Annotated in this window: 22 protein-coding genes and 1 other annotated feature; of the genes, 1 reads left to right on the top strand and 21 read right to left on the bottom strand. The window is 53.0% G+C overall.

Annotation, left to right across the window (positions count from 1 at the left end):
• Window positions 1–5: 5 nt before the first annotated feature.
• The 21 genes from pseI to C7A19_RS09580 form a co-directional block, all read right to left on the bottom strand.
• Window positions 6–1,058, bottom strand: coding sequence for a pseudaminic acid synthase (gene pseI, locus C7A19_RS09680; RefSeq protein ID WP_116644790.1), 1,053 nt, complete (start codon window positions 1,056–1,058; stop codon window positions 6–8).
• Window positions 1,042–1,620, bottom strand: a complete 579-nt coding sequence (gene pseH, locus C7A19_RS09675) for a UDP-4-amino-4,6-dideoxy-N-acetyl-beta-L-altrosamine N-acetyltransferase (RefSeq protein ID WP_116644789.1) — start codon at window positions 1,618–1,620, stop codon at window positions 1,042–1,044. The genes pseI and pseH overlap by 17 nt, the downstream gene beginning before the upstream one ends.
• A complete protein-coding gene (gene pseG, locus C7A19_RS09670; protein WP_116644788.1) occupies window positions 1,611–2,705 on the bottom strand; it encodes a UDP-2,4-diacetamido-2,4,6-trideoxy-beta-L-altropyranose hydrolase in 1,095 nt (364 codons plus the stop codon). The genes pseH and pseG overlap by 10 nt, the downstream gene beginning before the upstream one ends.
• Entirely contained in the window at window positions 2,702–3,406 is a 705-nt protein-coding gene (pseF, locus tag C7A19_RS09665) for a pseudaminic acid cytidylyltransferase (protein WP_096629386.1), read from the bottom strand. The genes pseG and pseF overlap by 4 nt, the downstream gene beginning before the upstream one ends.
• Window positions 3,407–3,409: 3 nt before the next feature.
• Window positions 3,410–4,555 carry a UDP-4-amino-4,6-dideoxy-N-acetyl-beta-L-altrosamine transaminase gene (gene pseC, locus C7A19_RS09660; RefSeq protein ID WP_116644800.1) on the bottom strand — a complete coding sequence of 382 codons (1,146 nt, stop codon included), beginning with the start codon at window positions 4,553–4,555 and terminating at the stop codon, window positions 3,410–3,412.
• A gap of 12 nt (window positions 4,556–4,567) precedes the next feature.
• Window positions 4,568–5,563 (bottom strand): UDP-N-acetylglucosamine 4,6-dehydratase (inverting), encoded by a 996-nt coding sequence (pseB, locus tag C7A19_RS09655; protein ID WP_116644787.1) that lies wholly within the window; start codon window positions 5,561–5,563, stop codon window positions 4,568–4,570.
• 88 nt (window positions 5,564–5,651) lie between these two features.
• Window positions 5,652–5,966 (bottom strand): HigA family addiction module antitoxin, encoded by a 315-nt coding sequence (locus C7A19_RS09650; RefSeq protein ID WP_116644786.1) that lies wholly within the window; start codon window positions 5,964–5,966, stop codon window positions 5,652–5,654.
• A 13-nt stretch (window positions 5,967–5,979) separates the two neighbouring features.
• Entirely contained in the window at window positions 5,980–6,261 is a 282-nt protein-coding gene (locus C7A19_RS09645; RefSeq protein ID WP_116644785.1) for a type II toxin-antitoxin system RelE/ParE family toxin, read from the bottom strand.
• 147 nt (window positions 6,262–6,408) lie between these two features.
• Window positions 6,409–7,032: a bifunctional phosphoribosyl-AMP cyclohydrolase/phosphoribosyl-ATP diphosphatase HisIE gene (gene hisIE / locus C7A19_RS09640; protein WP_077460403.1), complete on the bottom strand. Its 624-nt coding sequence runs from the start codon at window positions 7,030–7,032 to the stop codon at window positions 6,409–6,411.
• Window positions 7,029–7,802 (bottom strand): imidazole glycerol phosphate synthase subunit HisF, encoded by a 774-nt coding sequence (gene hisF / locus C7A19_RS09635; RefSeq protein ID WP_077638825.1) that lies wholly within the window; start codon window positions 7,800–7,802, stop codon window positions 7,029–7,031. The genes hisIE and hisF overlap by 4 nt, the downstream gene beginning before the upstream one ends.
• A complete protein-coding gene (gene hisA, locus C7A19_RS09630; RefSeq protein ID WP_116644784.1) occupies window positions 7,784–8,521 on the bottom strand; it encodes a 1-(5-phosphoribosyl)-5-[(5-phosphoribosylamino)methylideneamino]imidazole-4-carboxamide isomerase in 738 nt (245 codons plus the stop codon). Before hisA ends, hisF begins: the two co-directional genes overlap by 19 nt.
• Before the next feature lie 6 nt (window positions 8,522–8,527).
• Window positions 8,528–9,127, bottom strand: a complete 600-nt coding sequence (gene hisH / locus C7A19_RS09625) for an imidazole glycerol phosphate synthase subunit HisH (protein ID WP_077459185.1) — start codon at window positions 9,125–9,127, stop codon at window positions 8,528–8,530.
• Window positions 9,127–10,194: a bifunctional histidinol-phosphatase/imidazoleglycerol-phosphate dehydratase HisB gene (gene hisB / locus C7A19_RS09620; protein WP_069361212.1), complete on the bottom strand. Its 1,068-nt coding sequence runs from the start codon at window positions 10,192–10,194 to the stop codon at window positions 9,127–9,129. The genes hisH and hisB overlap by 1 nt, the downstream gene beginning before the upstream one ends.
• A gap of 11 nt (window positions 10,195–10,205) precedes the next feature.
• On the bottom strand, window positions 10,206–11,258 hold the full coding sequence (gene hisC, locus C7A19_RS09615) for a histidinol-phosphate transaminase (protein ID WP_106407285.1): 1,053 nt from the start codon (window positions 11,256–11,258) through the stop codon (window positions 10,206–10,208).
• 2 nt (window positions 11,259–11,260) lie between these two features.
• Entirely contained in the window at window positions 11,261–12,577 is a 1,317-nt protein-coding gene (gene hisD, locus C7A19_RS09610; protein WP_116644783.1) for a histidinol dehydrogenase, read from the bottom strand.
• A 6-nt stretch (window positions 12,578–12,583) separates the two neighbouring features.
• Entirely contained in the window at window positions 12,584–13,480 is an 897-nt protein-coding gene (gene hisG, locus C7A19_RS09605; protein WP_069361215.1) for an ATP phosphoribosyltransferase, read from the bottom strand.
• A gap of 34 nt (window positions 13,481–13,514) precedes the next feature.
• Window positions 13,515–13,653 (bottom strand) — a sequence feature (His leader region).
• A 165-nt stretch (window positions 13,654–13,818) separates the two neighbouring features.
• Window positions 13,819–14,022 (bottom strand): hypothetical protein, encoded by a 204-nt coding sequence (locus tag C7A19_RS09600; RefSeq protein WP_077459190.1) that lies wholly within the window; start codon window positions 14,020–14,022, stop codon window positions 13,819–13,821.
• Between the two features lie 94 nt (window positions 14,023–14,116).
• Window positions 14,117–14,593: a YchJ family metal-binding protein gene (locus tag C7A19_RS09595; protein WP_116644782.1), complete on the bottom strand. Its 477-nt coding sequence runs from the start codon at window positions 14,591–14,593 to the stop codon at window positions 14,117–14,119.
• Between the two features lie 32 nt (window positions 14,594–14,625).
• Complete coding sequence (gene lpxH, locus C7A19_RS09590) at window positions 14,626–15,357, bottom strand: UDP-2,3-diacylglucosamine diphosphatase (protein WP_077521214.1); 732 nt, start codon at window positions 15,355–15,357, stop codon at window positions 14,626–14,628.
• 66 nt (window positions 15,358–15,423) lie between these two features.
• Window positions 15,424–15,921 carry a peptidylprolyl isomerase gene (locus C7A19_RS09585; RefSeq protein WP_069361219.1) on the bottom strand — a complete coding sequence of 166 codons (498 nt, stop codon included), beginning with the start codon at window positions 15,919–15,921 and terminating at the stop codon, window positions 15,424–15,426.
• Between the two features lie 142 nt (window positions 15,922–16,063).
• Window positions 16,064–16,588 carry a MarR family transcriptional regulator gene (locus C7A19_RS09580; protein ID WP_077459193.1) on the bottom strand — a complete coding sequence of 175 codons (525 nt, stop codon included), beginning with the start codon at window positions 16,586–16,588 and terminating at the stop codon, window positions 16,064–16,066.
• 286 nt (window positions 16,589–16,874) lie between these two features.
• On the opposite strand from C7A19_RS09580, the gene cysS reads away from it, so the two are divergent.
• Window positions 16,875–18,275 carry a cysteine--tRNA ligase gene (cysS, locus tag C7A19_RS09575; RefSeq protein ID WP_116644781.1) on the top strand — a complete coding sequence of 467 codons (1,401 nt, stop codon included), beginning with the start codon at window positions 16,875–16,877 and terminating at the stop codon, window positions 18,273–18,275.
• Window positions 18,276–18,370 lie beyond the last annotated feature (95 nt).

Genomic DNA, 18,370 nt, shown 5'->3' with positions numbered 1-18,370 from the left:
TCCAGCTAGTCTTCGATATCCTCCCACGACAACGCGGAGCCTTTGGTTAACGCGCGTGTTGTGCGCTTTCCGATCACAGCATCATAGTGTTTCGGTGCCAAACCAAAGCCAGGGCGAATACTGCGCACATTATCGGGCGTCAGTGGCTCACCGGGCGCGATATCCTCACAGACGTACAAAGAGCGCCTAAATTGACGGTTGCTCGACTCGGCCTCTCGTGTGGTTAGGGCGCTTTGTCCTAACGCTTGCCACGCCGCGTGGGTTTGCTCACAAAGCGCACTGAGTGCAGGTGGCGTAAGCGAGAAAGCGGCATCCGGGCCTCCCGAATCTTCAGAGAGCATCACATGTTTTTCAATCACGCACGCGCCGAGTGCGACGGCTGCGATCGCGGCGGTGTTGGTCAGCGAATGATCGGATAAGCCCGCCAAGGTTTGATAGCGTGTGGCTAAGGTTGGAATGGTTCGCAGATGGCTTTGTTCAATCGGCGCAGGGTAGGCGCTGATACAATGAAGCAACACCAGCTCACGACAGCCGTTATCAAGGGCCGTCGCCACCGCCTCGGCAATCTCTGTCTCGTCAGCCATGCCGGTTGAGATGATCATCGGTTTACCGGTTTGCGCGGCATAGCGAATCAAGGGCAAATCAATCGCCTCGAACGAGGCTATTTTATAGGCAGGAGCGTTAAGATCTTCGAGCAAATCAATCGCTGAGCAATCAAAAGGAGAGGAGAATAAGGTGATGCCTTCTTTTCTCGCGTGATCAAATAACGGCTTGTGCCACTCAAACGGGGTTTGTGCCCAGCGATATAGCTGGTGGAGACTATAACCATCCCATAGTCCGCCTTTGATCTGAAACTCATCGTGGTCGCAATCAAGGGTAATGGTATCGGCGGTATAGCTTTGCATTTTGACGGCATCGGCACCGCAGGCTTTGGCCATGGAAAGGGTTTGTTTGGCAAGCTCAAGACTACCATTATGGTTCGCCGACATTTCGGCAATGATATAGGGAGGATGCTGGGGGCCGATCAAACGGCCTGCAATCTTAATGTCGTTGTTCATAAACCGCATCGATATTCAGTTTGGTTTGAAGGACACTGGCACCTTGCTGCCACTCATCAGCGGACAAAGACAGGCACACAATCTCGACGGTTGTTCCCTCAGGCAGGGAAAAGGTGCGTTGCCGACTTTGCGGCGTTTCACGAAAGCCAAAGCGTTGATGTAGCCGAACCACTCCCTGATTATGACTGAGCACTTCACAGTTCAACTGGGTCACGCCCAAGGTCTCAAACGCTAAGCTTAATGCGCCAAACTCCATAAGCGCGCCGCTGCCACGCGGTGCATCCGGAGCAGCATAAAAAGCCCAGGTCGCACTAGTACTATTCTCGCTATCGAGGTCAAGATTGACCACGCCAAGTGGCTTGTCCGGTTGGCCGTCTACGCGCTTGTAAACGATATAAAAATAACGGTGCGTGCTGGCGAGCATATGGCTGAACCATGCCTTGTGCTCATCATGGCTAATTTCATGCTGGGTGTACATAAACTGGCGGACATTGGGACGATTGCGCCAATGCCATAAAGTGTCACTGTCCGCGTGACTCACCGCTTTAAAAATCAGTTGCATAAGTCATGCTCCAAGGCCGCGACCACGCGCTCTGCGCCTTTTCCATCAGTGATCGCTGGCAGGGTAGGAAGCTGATGCCAGTTTGCCGCAAGGTGCTGCAGTGCAGACGCGTAATCTTGCCAGCGGGTATGCTCACCACGTCCTAAGTATTGATAGCCCGGCTGTCCGGCGAGATACTCGGCCATGGCGTGTTGGTTTTCCGCCACACACACCAAGGTGCTCGGGATCCCCAAGCAGCTGCGCTCAATGGCGGTCACACCGGCCGCCCCAAACGCGTAGCGTGCCCGTGCCATCTGGGCATCAAAGTCCGACAGTGCTTCCACCACACTAACCCCATCGGGGACAGGCGCTTTACACAATGCTTCGCGGTCTGGGTTACGCCGTCCGGTGACAATTAATAGCGAGAAAGGCAGCCTCTCGAGGTTCTGCCCTTCTTCTAGGTGTTGAACGGCTTCTAGGTGTTTCACCGCGTCCACGAGCTTGACGCTTTCACCGGTCGGATCCGTGCCGGAGAAAAAGGCGATCACCTTGTTTTCTCGCGGCGGCGGAGACTGATGTAAGGCGGCAAATGCTGGACGCAATAGTGCATAGTCAGGCCCCAACAAGCATCGGATCTGTGGATTTAAAAGCTGTGACGCGTAGCGCGTAGTCAGATCAGGCCAAGGATTTTGGTCGAGCAAGAACGCGCAATCGTGGGGCCGATTGGCGAGATCATCGACCACCATCACCGGACAGCCCAATTGGGTGTGAATCGATTGTTCCCAGCGGGCATCTAAGGCGTAATGATCCACCACCATTAAATCCACCGGCTGGTTAGCCACGCATGCGCTTGTCTCGTCGGCATCTTGCCACTGGCTCACACCCAGCCAGTCGGTGTTGCTAAGCGAGTTTTTGGGAGCAGGCAACACCGCCACCGTTAAGCCTTGTTCATGGCTGACCGCTATTAAATTTCCGGGTAAATCGCGACATACCAAGGTTATCTGATGGCCAGATGCTTGTAGCATGCTAGCCAACACGTGCATGCGGCTGACGTGCCCGGTGCCTATCGCTTGGGAGGCATCGACTCGAATGGCAATATGGCTCATAGCAAGGCCTGTTGCTCCAACAGTTGATACATTAGCTCAGCGCGTAGCCAGTCGTCCGGCTCATCAATGTCTTGCACGCGGTAATGAGGGATCAACACGGCTTTCGAGTGGGGGGCAAAAACCGGCTCCCGCGCTAAAAACGCACTTGGCGTGCCCCAGTAAAACATTCCCGCATCGTGGTACGCCGGTTGTAAGTCTTGTGAACGGGTGGTGAAGTGCTCGGGCCACAACATGCTGACACTGCCATCGGCATCGACATGAATACTGCGCTGAATTGGAAAGGCGTAGCGGGTGGCGGCAAAACTGTATTTGACGGTGTCGCCGTTCAGTAACGCTAAGCCTTGGCGCAAGTCATCCGTGGTGACAAAGGGAGTGGTCGCATACAGGCAGCATACCGCGTGTAAAGGCGTGTGCTGTGGCGACTGGTTCAGCCACTGGATCGCATGTTCAAGCACATCCAAGGTCGTGGCGTGATCACCGGCAATCTCGGCGGGACGTACAAAAGGCACTTCAGCTCCGGCATCGCGTGCCACACTGGCAATGTCGTCGCAATCGGTGGAAACCAAGACGCGATCGAATAACCCACTTTGACGTGCTGTCGCAATGGCATAAGTGATAATGGGCGCACCGTTAAACAGTTTGAGGTTCTTGCCCGGAATGCGTTTGCTGCCACCTCGGGCGGGAATAATACATACATTCATCGGTCACGCGTCCTCAATGGCTTTTTGTAGCGCAGCAATCACTGTATCTTGCTGTTGCTCGGTTAAATCGGGGTAAAGCGGCAAAGTGAGCGCGCCCGCGTAATACTGTTCGGCAAGCGGGAAGTCTCCGGGCTGGAAGCCCTGTGCCAGATAGTAAGGTTGCGTATGCACGGGAATATAGTGCACGTTCACGCCAATGCCTTGCGCACGCATTGCTTCAAAAACCGCGCGGCGTGTATCGGCGTGCTCAAGCTCAATCAAATACAAATGCCATGCCGACTCAGGGTCTAAAACGGGCCGCTTGACGGGCAAATCCGCCAGCGCTTGATGGTAACGCTCGGCGAGTGCAAACCGTCTGGCGATAAAGGAACCAAGTTGGGTTAATTGTGAACGGCCAAGCGCGGCATGAATATCCGAGAGGCGATAGTTCATCCCCAATGCATGCTGCTCATAACCCCAAGGCGGTAAGCTAGCGTGGCTATCTTCTGCGTCACGGGTGATCCCGTGGCTACGCAACTGACGCAGTGCTTTCGCCAATATGACACTTTGGGTGGTGGCAACCCCAGCCTCTCCCGCGGTAACCACTTTGACAGGATGAAAACTAAACACGCTAATATCGCTGTACTGGCATGCACCCACCGCCGCTTCTTGATAGTGGGCGCCCATCGCATGTGACGCATCCTCAATAATGGCCACCTGATAACGCTTAGCGAGCGCGGCAATCTCGGCCATTGGCGCACTGGCACCGGCCATATGCACCACCACCAGCACTTTGGGCAAGGTGTGAGTAGCGGCCGCTTGCGCTAGCTTTTTCGCGAGCTGCTTGGGGCATAGGTTACGTGTGTTCGGGTCGATATCGACAAAGTCCACCTCGGCACCACAGTATCGACCACAATTGGCTGACGCGACAAAGGTAATGGGCGAGGTCCATAAACGATCGCCTGGGCCTAGTTCTAGGGCCAGACAAGCCAGATGCAGGGCAGATGTCGCGCTATTGACGGCGACCGCATGCGCCGCCCCGGTGAGTTCGGCGACGGCGGCTTCAAAAGCCGGAACTTGCGGGCCTTGCGTCAGATAATCACTTTTTAGCACCTCAAGCACAGCGGCATAGTCTTGCTCACTAAGATGCTGCTTTCCGTATGGGATCAACGCCATACTCCTTTACTGCTCGGTGTCGAGTTGCAAAATGGCCTCGACGGTTAACACATCTGGGTTAGTGCCTGATTGATACTCAAAGCCCTCTGGCACGGGCTGTCCTTTCTCACCCAACGCATTTTCTCGATAGTCATCATCGGCATCGTAGAACTTTATGGTGGGACAAATCACGTAATGATCGGCAAATTCGAGCGTCAGATGCGCATCGTCAGCCGGACACATCACTTCATGCATTTTTTCTCCGGGGCGAATGCCTATCACCTTAACGGACGTGTTCGGGGCATAGGCGCTGGCGAGATCCGTCAGGCGAACCGATGGGATCTTAGGAACAAATATTTCCCCGCCATACATGCGTGAAAAGTTTTTCAGCACAAAATCCACCCCTTGCTGCAAGGTAATCCAAAAACGGGTCATTTCAGGATGGGTAATGGGCAAATGATCCGCGCCTTCCGCTGCCTTTTTCTTAAACAAAGGCACCACAGAGCCGCGCGAGCCGACCACATTGCCATAGCGCACCACCGAAAAGCGTGTCTTTTGGCCCCCGGTCATATTGTTAGCGGCGACAAACAATTTATCTGAACACAGTTTGGTGGCGCCATAGAGATTATTGGGGCTGGCGGCTTTATCGGTCGAGAGCGCAATCACCTTTTCCACTCCGTTGGCAATCGCGGCACGAATCACATTCTCTGCACCGTGAATGTTGGTCTTGATACACTCCATCGGGTTGTATTCGGCGGCAGGTACCTGCTTGAGTGCAGCAGCATGAATCACATAGTCAATGCCTTGCATCGCTTGCATTAAACGATCGCCATCACGCACATCGCCAATAAAATAGCGCATGCAAGGGGCGTTAAAGGTTTGCTGCATTTCATATTGCTTGAGCTCATCGCGAGAGAGCACCACGAGGCGGCGTGGTTGATAGCGTTCAAGCAGGGTGCGGACGTACTTTTTACCAAAAGAACCAGTACCGCCGGTGATCAGAATGGATTTGCCGTTAAACATAGGACGCCTTGTCACTAACTGTCGGGAATACAGGCAGTTTAACTGATCTGAGCAGGATTTGGCGATCTGCTACGGCCATGACGCGCGATTAAGCGACATCAAGCGGTTTTATTTTTGCTACCTCGTGTTTAATTGATTGCGACGCCTCCCAAAGATCAACGGCCCTTTGCGCATTGAGCCAAAACTCAGGCGAGTTACCAAACAGACGAGCGAGACGAAGCGCCAGCTCCGGGCTCACGGCTTTACGCTCATCCAATACGGCAATCATCGATTGACGAGAGACACCCAAAGCATCAGCCAATTGTTCTACACTCAAGCCGTAATCGGGCAGAAAGTCTTCGCGCAACATGGCTCCAGGATGCGTCGGTTGGCGTTGCATTCCAGCTGTGTTGAAAATCGTCATCACTGTTACCTCATTAGTGGTAGTCGCAAACCTCGACGTCATACGCGTCACCGTCTTCAAAGCGAAAGCAAATGCGCCACTGTTTGTTTATCGCTATTGCATGTTGCCCTTGTCTGTTTCCTGACAAAGCGTGAAGGCGATTACCGGGTGGCACCGTGAGATCATCGAGCTGTGTGGCGAGATCGATATACTCCAACTTTCTTGCCGCACGTACCGCCAGCTCGGTAGGGAACCTCTTTGATGTTCCCTTTGAGTATAGTGCCTGCGTTCGTTTATCTGCGAATGATTTGATCATGCATCAAACGTATTTTGGCATGGGATGAGCGTCAATCAAAGGCGTGTATTATCTCTTAAATTGCGAGTGAGATAACTTGCGTCACACAAAGTGCCGCAGTTGTGCGGCGCTTTGAAGGGACCATGGTTAGGTTAACGCGCGTGGGCGTTAGCCTTGATGGCGAGAGGCGAGGACTTCGGTCACTTGATGGAGGCTAAGCTCTTGGTCTTGCAGTAATACCAACAGGTGATAAAGCAAGTCGGCGCTTTCGTTTAATAGCTCGGCTTTATCGCCTGCCGTGGCAGCGAGGGCGACTTCGACGCCTTCTTCCCCCACTTTTTGCGCGATACGCTTGGTGCCTTTGGCAAATAGACTTGCGGTGTAAGATTCATCAGGCGCGGCGTCTTTGCGGCTGGCAAGTACTTGCTCTAGGCTCGATAAAAAGCCGGGGCCGGTGTGTGGCGGTTTATTGTCACTGTCAAAGCAGGTGGTCGTGCCGAGGTGACAGGTGGGTCCATGCGGCGTCGCCGTGACCAACAAGGTGTCTTGATCGCAATCGAGTGCAATGTGCTCAAGGCTTAACACATGACCGGAGCTTTCGCCTTTTACCCAAAGGCGTGATTTACTGCGTGACCAAAAGGTGACGCGACCGGTTTCGAGCGTCGCGTTCAGTGCATCGGCATTCATGTAGCCCAGCATTAACACTTGGCCGCTATCGCTGTGTTGGATAATCGCAGGCACCAAGCCGGCGTTTTTCTCCCAATCGATACGTTCTACCCATGCTGCCGTCATACTCTTACCTCGATCCCTTGTTGTTTTAATGTTTGTTTTAATTCGCTTATCGCGATGATTTGCTTGTGAAACACCGAGGCGGCCAGCGCGCCATCGACATTCGCTTGTAAAAAGGCGTCGGCGAAATGCGAAATTTCCCCCGCACCGCCGGAGGCAATCAGAGGCACCTGACAGCGCTCTCTCACCATGTTGAGTTGGGTTAAGTCATAGCCTTGGCGCACGCCATCGCGGTTCATCATATTGAGTACGATTTCGCCCGCGCCTCGCTGTTGGACTTCCTCAACCCAGGCAGCGGTTTGCCAAGGCGTGGCCTGAGTACGGCTTTCATCGCCGGTAAACTGATAGACCTGATAGTGCCCGGTCGCCTCATCGAAGAAGGAATCAATCCCGACCACCACGCACTGCACGCCAAATTTATTGGCCAGTCGCGTGATCAGACTCGGGTCGGCCAAGGCGGGTGAATTAATGGATATCTTATCCGCGCCGAATTCCAAGATTTGCTGAGCATCGGCTTCGGATTTAATCCCACCGGCGACGCAAAACGGAATATCAATTACTTCCGCAACGCGACTGACCCAGCTTTTATCGACCACCCGGCTGTCACTGGAGGCGGTGATGTCATAAAACACCAACTCGTCAGCACCTTCTTCGGCGTAGCGTTTGGCGAGCGGGACGATATCGCCGATGATTTCGTGATTGCGAAATTGCACGCCTTTCACCACTTGTCCGTCGCGGACGTCCAAACAAGGAATTATCCGTTTTGCCAGCATGCGATCGCCTCCTCTGCGCTAAAGTTGCCTTCCAGTAGGGCGCGGCCGACGATCACGCCTGCGACGCCAGTGTTGCGTAAGGCGCGAATGTCTTCGAGACTGCCAATGCCGCCTGATGATTGAAACGCAATGCTCGGATAGCGCTGACACAAGTCGCGATAGAGCGCCACATTGCTGCCTTGCAAGGTGCCATCGCGGGAGATATCAGTGCACAGCACATGCTTGAGCCCGACGGACAAATAATCGTCGAGGAGCGCTTCAATGGTGACGCCGGAGTCTTGTTGCCAGCCGGACACCGCCACGCGTCGCGTCCCGTCGCTGTCGATATGAATGTCGAGTGCCAATACAATGCGGTCAGGGCCGTAGGTTTGCATCCAGCCTTTGACCAAATCGGGCGATTTGACCGCGGTGGAGCCGATCACTACGCGCTGCGCGCCGGTGTTCAGCAGCTCAATCACGTCCATTTCGGTGCGCACGCCACCGCCAATTTGGATGTTGGCAGGCGTTGATTGCAAAATCTCGGTGATTAAATCGACCTGACGCGCGGTGGGATCTTTAGCGCCGGTTAAATCCACGAGGTGCAACCAATCCGCGCCTGCTTGATGGTAACGCGCAAACTGCTCACGCGGGTCAAAACTGTAGTCGGTTTTTTGCTGATAATCTCCTTGATAAAGGCGCACCACTTGGCCGTCTATCAAGTCGAGTGCTGGTATAATCATCCTTGCTTACATCTCCAAAAAATTCTGAATCAAACGCGCGCCCACTTTGCCCGAGCGCTCAGGGTGAAACTGAACCCCATAGTAGTTGCCTTGATTGATGGCCGCACTGAACGCATGGCCATAATGACATTGTGCCAAGGTGTAATCACCGACCGGCATCGCGTAACTATGGACAAAGTAAAAGTGGCTACCCGCGGGAATGCCATCGAATAAGGGATGGTCATTAACGGTGGCGACCCGGTTCCACCCCATGTGAGGGAGAGGCTGCCCTGCGGTATCCATCAGCTTGGTGGGGGCGGGGATGTGACCGAGGCACTCGACCGGGCTATCGCCTTCATCGGAGTGCGTCCCCAACATTTGCATACCAAGACATATTCCCAGCAGCGGTTGCTCCACTTGCTTAACCAAATCCACCAAGCCGCGTTCGGTGAGGTTCTTCATCGCTTCACTGGCCGTGCCGACACCGGGCAAAAAGAGCTTATCCGCCCCAAGTACCACGTCCGGATCGCGGCTTAGTGTGGCTTGATACCCCAAACGCTCGACAGCAAAGCGCACCGAGGACACATTGGCGCAGCCGGTATCGATAATGACAGTCTGTTTGCGCATTACAGCACTCCTTTACTGCTTGGCAGGGCGTCGCCTTCGACCTTGATGGCTTGACGCAAGGTGCGGCCAAAGGCTTTAAATAAGCTTTCCACCAAGTGGTGGGTATTTTCGCCTGACACGGTTAGGTGCAGGGTACAGGCCAAGGTGTCGGTCAATGAGCGGAAGAAGTGTCCTACCATTTCGGTCGACATGTCGCCCACTTGTGGCTGCGGGAAGCTGGCCTCAAATTTCAAATAGGGGCGTCCAGATAAATCCAATGCACATTGCGCCAAGCATTCATCCATCGGCAGGCTAAACCCAAAACGGCCAATACCGCGTTTATCTCCCAGCGCCCGTTTGAGTGCGTCGCCCAACGCCAGGGCGGTATCTTCAATAGTGTGGTGGTCGTCGATGTGCAAATCGCCTTTGACGCAAACGTTGAGCTGAAAGCCGCCGTGGGTGGCGATTTGGTCTAACATGTGGTCAAAAAAGCCCAATCCGGTTTCAATGCGACTGCCGCCACTCTTATCCAGGTTAACATCCACCTGAATGTCGGTTTCTTTGGTGGCGCGGGTGACGCTGGCCAATCGCGGCTGCTGAGTGAGGCGCTCGACAATCTGTGGCCAGCCCATCACGTCGCGTTGATATTTGATCCCTTGTAGCGCCATATTGTTCGCTAAAGTGATATCGGTGTCGCGATCGCCAATCACCGCTGATTGGGCGAAATCAATTCGGCCTTGCTGTAGGTAGTCTTTCACCAAGCCTAGTTTGGGTTTGCGACAGCTACAGTCATCGCTATCAAAGTGCGGGCAAATCAGTACGTCTTCAAAATGGACCCCTTGTGAGCGAAACAGGGCCATCATCATGTTGTGTGGCGCATCAAAGTCCGCTTGCGGGAAGCTCTCGGTTCCCAGACCATCTTGATTGCTCACCATCACCAAGGTGTAACCCGCCGCTTGCAGGCTAAGTAGTGCGGGGATAACGCCCGGCTCAAGGGCTAATTTATCCAGACGATCCACTTGATAGTCTTCAGGCGGCTCCACAATCAAGGTGCCATCACGGTCAATAAATAAAATCTTGTCTTTCACAGTGGTTGTCCTTATTCACTGAGTTGCTGGCGGATAAAGGCCAGCACTTTTTCACATTCGTCACGGTTACCAATGCTGATGCGCAAGCTGTTGGCCACGGCGGTTTGGCGCACTATCATGCCGGCACGCCCTAAACGTGCGAACACCGCGTCAGCGTCATCTAGGGTGATGAGCAGATAATTGCCAAAACCTGGATGCACCTCGACGCCTGGCAGCATACTGAGGCCGGCTTGCAAATAGGCACGGTTGGCGGTTAAGTCCAAAACCTGATATTTCATTCGCGCTAAACCGGCCTCGGAGAGCGCTTGCTCGGCAATGTCTGCGACGGGCACCGGTACGGGATAAGGTGGGATCACCTTGAGCATCAAGTTAATAATCGCAGGACTGGCGAGGGTAAAGCCGCAACGCAGTCCCGCCAGAGCGAACGCTTTTGATAGGGTGCGCAAAATGGCCAGATTATCAAAGCGTGCGAGCAAGTCGGTGCAGGTCGCTTCTGGACTAAATTCAATATAGGCCTCATCTAGCACCACAATCGCGCGACCTTGGGTACGGGTGAGTAGCGCCTCAATGTCGTCACGGTTAATGAGATTGCCAGTCGGATTATTAGGACTACACACGAAGATAAGCTTGATGCTGGCATCTGCCTCCAAGGCGGTATCAATCCCTGCCATGTCTAACTGCCAGTCGGCGGTGAGAGGGACTTGGGTGGTGGCGATCCCTTGGTTTTCGGCACTGACCGCATACATGCCATAGGTAGGTGGACAGATCAGCACGCTATCTTGGTTTGGCTCGCAAAAGGCACGCAGCAACAAATCAATCCCTTCATCGGCGCCGCGGGTGGTGATGACTTGGTTGGTTGCTACGCCGGCATAGTCTGCATAGGCATTAATCAATGAGGCAGGCTGGCAGCAGGAGTAGCGATTGAGCCCTTGGCCGCTTACGGTGTAAGCATTGTCAAAGGGCGACTCGTTGGCATTGAGCCAGATATCCCCGCTACCACCGATGCGGCGGGCTGACTGATAAGGCGTGAGCGCTTGTACTTGCTCACGGGCGAGTTTTTCGATGCTCATGCTAACGAGTCCTCTGAGTCTTGGGTTTGTTGTAGTTTAGTCAGACGAATATCGACCGCTTGGCGGTGTGCATCCAAGCCTTCTGCTTCGGCAATGCGCATCACTGTCGGGCCCAGTGTTTGTAACCCCGTGTCGCTAAGCTCTTGCACCGTCATCCGCTTGGTAAAGTCGGCCAGTCCAAGGCTGCTGTAGGTACGCGTATAGCCATAAGTGGGGAGCACGTGATTGGTGCCAGAGGCGTAATCACCCACAGACTCGGGCGAGTAGGCCCCTAAGAAAATCGAGCCGGCATTATCCAACAGGGGCAATAAATCCCTTGGTTGTTGGGTTTGCACAATCAAGTGCTCCGGCCCATAGCGGTTAGAAATCGACACGCACTGAGTGAGGGTGTCGGCAATGATAATCACACTGCTACCCAGCGCTTGTTTAGCAATCTCCGCGCGGCTTAGCGTGGTTAATTGCTGCTGCACCGCATCCGCCACTTTCTCCGCCATTTCCGGGGCGGGGGTCACCAGCACCACTTGCGAATCGGGGCCGTGCTCCGCTTGGCTGAGTAAATCGGCGGCCACAAAGTCTGGATCCGCGCCGGCATCAGCAATCACTAACACTTCCGAGGGGCCAGCGGGCATATCCATGGCTGCACCATTGGCGGCGAGACTTACCTGACGTTTGGCTTCGGTGACATAGGCATTGCCCGGGCCAAAAATTTTATCCACCTTGGTCACACTTTGAGTGCCAAAAGCCATCGCCGCTACCGCTTGTGCGCCGCCAAGGGTATAAATTTCATCAATCTCACACAGTTTGGCACAGTATAAAATCTCATCGGCCACCGGCGGTGGGGTACACAGCACCACTTTGCGGCAGCCGGCAATTTGTGCGGGGACGCCCAACATCAATACGGTAGAAGGCAAAGGCGCGCTACCGCCAGGAATATACAGCCCCACGCGGTTAATCGGGCGAGTGATGGACTCGCACACCACCCCCGGCATGGTTTCGACTTTCAACGGTTGCGCTTTTTGCGCGCGGTGAAAGGTGCTGATGTTGTCGTAGGCTTGGCGTAAGGCGAGTTTGATATCTTCTCCCAAGCGCGCTTCAGCCTCGGCCAAGGTCGCTTTGTCGAGCTTGATGCTATCAAGTTCGACACCATCGAACTTTTGGGTCAATGCTTTTAAGCTTTCATCTCCCCGCTCACGGACATCGGCGATAATCTCCGCGACGCTCGCTTGGGTTTGTGCGCCGGTTGTGATCGCAGGGCGGCGCATTAAGCCTTCTTTTTGTGACTCTCCGAGTGATTTCCAGACCACAGTACGCATGACTATTTACTCCATCATCTTTTCAATCGGCAGGACCAAAATTGAGCTCGCACCCAACTGCTTCAGTTTTTCCATGGTTTCCCAGAACAGATTCTCGGTGCTCACAAGGTGCACGGCGACACGGCTCTTCTCGTGTGCCAAGGGCAAGATGGTGGGATCTTCCGCGCCGGGGAGTAGCTCGACCACTTGCTCTAAGGTCTCGCTGGGTGCGTGGAGCATGATGTATTTGGACTCTTTGGCTTGGATGACCCCTTGCATGCGGGTGAGCAAGCGTTCAATCAATGCGGTTTTCTCTTCACTGAAGCTGCCTTCGCGCTGAATTAATACCGCTTTAGAGCGGAAAATCACCTCGGCCTCTTTCAAGCCGTTGGCTTCTAGGGTGGCACCGGTTGAGACCAAATCACAAATCGCATCGGCGAGTCCTGCTCGTGGCGCAACTTCGACGGAGCCATTGAGCATACAGGTGCTAAAACTCACACCTTGCTTATCCATGTAGGCTTTAAGAATGTTGGGGTAGGTGGTGGCAATGCGTTGGTTGGCCAGATCTTGTGGGCCGTTATAGCTTTGGTCTTTATCGAGGGCTATAGAGAGACGGCAGCCGCCAAAGTCGAGGCGGCGCAGCAGTTGGTACTGGCTGGGCTCGCCCAGCTTGATGCGCTCAAGGCGTACTTCTTCTAACTCGTTTTCGCCAATCACCCCTAAATCAACTACGCCGTCCATGATAAGGCCCGGGATATCATCGTCACGGACCAGCAGCAGATCGATGGGCATGTTTTCGGCGTGAACCACTAAACGCTCACCGGTGTAATTGATTTTTACCCCGCAGCGTTTAAGCAACTCTTGGCATTCTTTGGCCAGGCGGCCCTTTTTTTGGATGGCGATACGTAAGCGTTGTGTTTGCATATGTGCTTCCTTGTCTAAAAATGAAAAGCTAAAAAAGAAAAAACCCTCGGAAGACGGTGCTCCCGAGGGTCTGAATCTGTTAGCTGGCTAATGACCGACGGAAGCGCTTTTTACTCGTCTTCCAGTCGAAACCATTCCTCCCGAAAGACTAGTCAGGATGATGGTGGTGATGCATTGTCATTAGCGCTGAAGTCATTTGTGTCGTCCGTCGTTACGTTGAACTTTATTTAACTGCTTTTGACATTATCAAAATCAGCTTAGATTGCAACCAATGATCCGCGATTTTTTCCACGCGTTTTTATCTGTGGTGGCGATAGCCTAGCGGCTGGGCGATGAACTTATACATAAATATCTAGCTCACCGTCTTTTTTTCTTTTGTTTTCCTCATGCTCTTTCTGAGCGTGATGTTGAGGATCATTAGGGTCATCTAAGCGGCGCTGCTTGCGCTCCTCAATATGAGCTTGTTTTCGAATCGCCCATACTTTGGTGGGCGGCGCATGCGGTGTGCGATAAACGGGACTGAGATTGCCGAGCCAATTCATGATTCATCCTCCTCTGGTCTTACTAACAGTATCGACTAAGGAAAAGAATTCTTGATTGTTTTTTAACCAGCTTTTGGTCAGAGGCTGAAAGAAACTAGCCGCAACACTTTTTAAATTTACGCCCGCTGCCACACGGACAGGGATCATTGCGCCCTGCTTTGACATGACCGGGGAAGACACCATCGATATATCGCCACTGACGCTGTCCATCGATCGCTTCTTTGACAAAACGAGAGCGCTCGTACAGGCACTGAGGCTCACCGTCGGCAATAAAGTGAGCTTTGAAGGTGACAAAGCCAAGTTCACCTTGCTGCAACACCTCGCTATCGAGCACCTCGAGTGACTGCCACTGATGTTGGGTCATGGTGGCAACGTCTTCACGAAACGATTCGGCGCCACATTCACTGTGGTAGGTCGCAACAATAAAATCTACCAAGCCTTTGGGATGTGCGCTGTAGCGAGCGCGCATTAATTGCTCTGGATGAGACGCATTGGCGGGGTTTTGATGAATGGGCGCGCAGCAGGCTTGATAGGCTTGGTTGCTGCAACAAGGGCATAGATCAGTCTGCATAACTATCTCTTAACGATGAGCTAAATAGCTTATTAATTGGCGAAGTCGCGGCTTTGTAACTCGCAGCCTTGTTGGCGACACACCAGTACAGAGCCGTGTTGATACCAGTCGCCTAACACAATGCGTTGGTACGCGGTGCCGTGTTGGTGCCACTGATGAATATGAGGGCGGTGAGTATGGCCGTGAATCATGTTAACCACTCCCGCTTTATCTAACTGGCGCTGCACTTCTTGTGGTGTGACATCCATGATGGTTGACGACTTTTGCTGGTTGGCATTGGCACTGCCCGCGCGCATTTTGGCCGCAATCTTGCGGCGCCATGTTAGCGGCAAGCACAAAAAGAGTCGCTGTAACCAGCGCTGGTGGACTTTGCGGCGAAACGCCTGATAATCAACATCCTCTAGACACAAGGTATCCCCGTGCAAGATAAGGGTAGGGGTGCCATATAAATCGATGCACTCAAGCTCGTTTAATAGCGTCACGCCGGTTTCTTTGGCAAAGCGTTGACCAATCAAAAAGTCGCGATTGCCATGAATAAAATACACCGGCACGCCTTGCTCAGTCACTGCAGAAAAGGCGGCTTTGATTTGTTGGTGGAACGGGCTGTGGTCGTCATCGCCAATCCACACCTCAAATAAATCCCCCAACACATAAAGTGCGTCGGCGTTTATCGCCTCTTTGTGCATAAAACGCTCAAAGCAGTCGGTAATATCTGGCCGCGTTGGGCTTAAATGGAGATCGGCAATAAAGAGGGTATGTGACATGCGTTGGCTTTATGGTGGTGATAAAAGAAAGGGTAGCCTTGGCTACCCTTGCTCGATAGTGTCATCTTAGTCTTCGATAGTCACGCTATTGATCAACACTTCTTCGACCGGCACGTCCTGATGCACATAACCCCAGTTACCGGTGGCAACGCCTTTGATCTTGTTGACCACGTCCATGCCCTCAACCACTTCGGCAAACACACAGTAGCCCCAGCCATCTGGTGTCTTGGCTTTGTGATCCAAGAACAGGTTGTCATTGACGTTGATAAAGAATTGCGAGCTTGCTGAGTGCGGCTCCATAGTACGCGCCATCGACAAGCGACCGGTCAAGTTGCTTAGGCCGTTATCTGCTTCGTTTTTAATCGGCGCACGCGTTGCTTTTTCTTCCATGCCAGAGGCCATGCCACCGCCTTGGACCATAAAGCCGTCAATCACGCGATGGAACAGGGTTCCATTATAAAAGCCGTCACGGCAGTATTGTAAAAAGTTCTCGACCGTGGCCGGTGCTTCGTCTGCAAACATGCGAAGTTTGATGTCACCGAACGTGGTATGAAGAGTCACCATGATGTAATCCTGTCATTGGCTTGGCTAAAAAGGATCACAGATTTTAGCCGAAAGTACTCGCTGATCAAGAAAAGATCCCCTGGATGTGGAATTAATCATCATCCCTGTACGCTTCACTGGCCTCTAAGCGGCATCGCAGTGATTAAGATGCAGGCTCAACATGCGCGAGCAACTTTTTAAGCAACACGGCGAGTTCCGCTTGCTCGTCGGCGGTGAGGCCCGCCAAGAGCTGGTGTAAATTGTTGGTGTGATCGGTCACTGCATCATCAATTAAATCCATGCCCGCGTCTGTCAATGACACATACACGCCACGGCGGTCGTTGGGATCCGGGCTCCGAGATACCAAGCCTTTTTGTTCGAGGCGATCAATACGGTTAGTCATCGCGCCCGAGGTTAGCATCAGGGCATCGAGCAGCTGGTTGGGGGTTAACGTATAGGGCGAGCCTGCACGTCGTAGGGAGGCCAACACATCAAACTCGCCAGGGTTGAGGTTATATTGACCAAAGACTTGTTGTAGTTTGGGGTTAATATTGCCCAAAACCCGCGCGAGTCGGCCGGTGATCGCCATCGGACTGGGGTCGATATCCGGGCGCTCGTCGTGCCATTGGCGTAAAATGAGGTCAACTTTGTCCTCTTGGGGAGCGGAAGGGGTTGCGTTATCAGTCATTATTTTGCCACTTCGGTTAGTCTCAATAAGATCGGTGAGTGCCAATCAGTCAGAGGGCCAGTTTGCCTAATAAATACTTATCGATAAAGATTCTTCACTGAAAAATAATTCAAAGGTATCGATTAGCTCAAGCGATAAGGGGAGTTTCAACGCTAAGTTGTGAGCCTAGTCTGAATGTTTCACCGGGTGTCGCGGGCGTGAGAGGCTTGCGTCAAGCCAGTAGAAAAGGTGTAATAGCTGCTTCACCTTACTCATTGTCACTATTGTAACGAGTCATCAAATAATTATGTCGACGCAAACCCCCCCGTTAAAGATCCACAACTCACTGACGCGAGATAAAGCTGTCTTTCAACCCATCACGCCGGGAAAAATCGGCATGTATGTGTGTGGGGTGACAATTTACGATCTCTGTCATATTGGTCACGGGCGTACCTTTGTTTCGTTTGACATGATTGCGCGCTACTTGCGCTACTTGGGCTTTGATTTAACCTTTGTCCGTAACATCACGGATATCGATGACAAAATCATCAAGCGTGCAGCGGAAAATGGCGAGAGCTGTGATGCATTGACCGAGCGTTTGATCGGTGAAATGTATCAAGATTTTGACGCCTTAAACATGGCGCGTCCGGACATCGAGCCACGCGCGACCGACTACATTGACGAAATCATCGCACTGGTAGAAAAGCTAATTGAGCGTGGCTTTGCGTATGTCGCGGATAATGGCGATGTGATGTTTGAAGTGGCCAAGTTTGACGATTACGGCAAGCTATCGAAGCAAGATCTCGATCAGCTGCAAGCAGGCGCCCGCGTTGACGTTGAGACAGCCAAGCGCAGTCCTCTCGATTTTGTGGTGTGGAAAATGTCGAAACCTGGCGAGCCGACCTGGGAGTCGCCTTGGGGGCCAGGCCGCCCTGGCTGGCACATTGAGTGCTCGGCAATGAATTCCGCGATCTTGGGCGAGCATTTTGATATTCATGGTGGTGGCTCTGATTTGCAGTTCCCGCACCATGAGAATGAAATAGCCCAATCTTGCTGCGCTCATGACACCCCATATGTTAACACCTGGATGCATAGCGGCATGGTGATGGTTGATCGTGAAAAGATGTCCAAATCCTTGGGTAACTTTTTCACCATCCGTGACGTGCTAGCACACTATGATGCAGAAACCGTGCGTTATTTCCTGCTTTCAGGTCACTATCGCAGCCAGTTGAACTACAGCGATGAAAACCTCAACCAAGCCCGTTCAGCACTTGAGCGTCTATACACCTCGCTTCGCGGTTTAGACACTCAGGCCGCACCTGCCGGTGGCGATGAATACGTGGCACGCTTTGAAGCGGCGATGAACGATGACTTTAACACCCCAGAAGCCTATTCGGTGCTATTCGATATGGCTCGTGAGATTAACCGTTTACGTAGCGATGATTTGGCAGCGGCATCCGCACTGGGTGCGCAAATGCGTAAGTTAGCGTCGATTCTTGGTTTACTCGAGCAAGATGCGGATAGCTTCCTGCAAGGTGATGCAGGGGCTGATGATGACGTGGCTGAGATTGAGGCGCTCATTCAAAAACGGAATGATGCTCGCAAAACCAAAGACTTTGCCACCGCCGATGCCGCGCGTGATGCGCTCACCGCGATGGGTATTGTGCTGGAAGACGGCCCGCAAGGCACCACTTGGCGCCGTAAGTAAGCGACTGTTATTTGCCATTGAGTCACTAAAAACGGAGCCGACCCGCTCCGTTTTTTGTTTGCCCAGCGAAGCTGGCAAACCCGTCAGGTTGAAAG

The sequence above is a fragment of the Salinivibrio sp. HTSP genome, from assembly GCF_003390965.1.
In the GTDB taxonomy this organism is placed as follows: domain Bacteria; phylum Pseudomonadota; class Gammaproteobacteria; order Enterobacterales; family Vibrionaceae; genus Salinivibrio; species Salinivibrio kushneri.
This window is presented reverse-complemented; position numbering and strand designations above follow the sequence as displayed.

Coding starts and splice junctions, on each gene's coding strand:
- pseI (WP_116644790.1), bottom strand. CDS start 1,058: ATGAACAACGACATTAAGATTGCAGGCCGTTTGATCGGCCCCCAGCAT.
- pseH (WP_116644789.1), bottom strand. CDS start 1,620: ATGCAACTGATTTTTAAAGCGGTGAGTCACGCGGACAGTGACACTTTA.
- pseG (WP_116644788.1), bottom strand. CDS start 2,705: ATGAGCCATATTGCCATTCGAGTCGATGCCTCCCAAGCGATAGGCACC.
- pseF (WP_096629386.1), bottom strand. CDS start 3,406: ATGAATGTATGTATTATTCCCGCCCGAGGTGGCAGCAAACGCATTCCG.
- pseB (WP_116644787.1), bottom strand. CDS start 5,563: ATGTTTAACGGCAAATCCATTCTGATCACCGGCGGTACTGGTTCTTTT.
- C7A19_RS09650 (WP_116644786.1), bottom strand. CDS start 5,966: ATGACGATTTTCAACACAGCTGGAATGCAACGCCAACCGACGCATCCT.
- C7A19_RS09645 (WP_116644785.1), bottom strand. CDS start 6,261: ATGATCAAATCATTCGCAGATAAACGAACGCAGGCACTATACTCAAAG.
- hisIE (WP_077460403.1), bottom strand. CDS start 7,032: ATGACGGCAGCATGGGTAGAACGTATCGATTGGGAGAAAAACGCCGGC.
- hisF (WP_077638825.1), bottom strand. CDS start 7,802: ATGCTGGCAAAACGGATAATTCCTTGTTTGGACGTCCGCGACGGACAA.
- hisA (WP_116644784.1), bottom strand. CDS start 8,521: ATGATTATACCAGCACTCGACTTGATAGACGGCCAAGTGGTGCGCCTT.
- hisH (WP_077459185.1), bottom strand. CDS start 9,127: ATGCGCAAACAGACTGTCATTATCGATACCGGCTGCGCCAATGTGTCC.
- hisD (WP_116644783.1), bottom strand. CDS start 12,577: ATGCGTACTGTGGTCTGGAAATCACTCGGAGAGTCACAAAAAGAAGGC.
- hisG (WP_069361215.1), bottom strand. CDS start 13,480: ATGCAAACACAACGCTTACGTATCGCCATCCAAAAAAAGGGCCGCCTG.
- C7A19_RS09600 (WP_077459190.1), bottom strand. CDS start 14,022: ATGAATTGGCTCGGCAATCTCAGTCCCGTTTATCGCACACCGCATGCG.
- C7A19_RS09595 (WP_116644782.1), bottom strand. CDS start 14,593: ATGCAGACTGATCTATGCCCTTGTTGCAGCAACCAAGCCTATCAAGCC.
- lpxH (WP_077521214.1), bottom strand. CDS start 15,357: ATGTCACATACCCTCTTTATTGCCGATCTCCATTTAAGCCCAACGCGG.
- C7A19_RS09585 (WP_069361219.1), bottom strand. CDS start 15,921: ATGGTGACTCTTCATACCACGTTCGGTGACATCAAACTTCGCATGTTT.
- C7A19_RS09580 (WP_077459193.1), bottom strand. CDS start 16,588: ATGACTGATAACGCAACCCCTTCCGCTCCCCAAGAGGACAAAGTTGAC.
- cysS (WP_116644781.1), top strand. CDS start 16,875: ATGTCGACGCAAACCCCCCCGTTAAAGATCCACAACTCACTGACGCGA.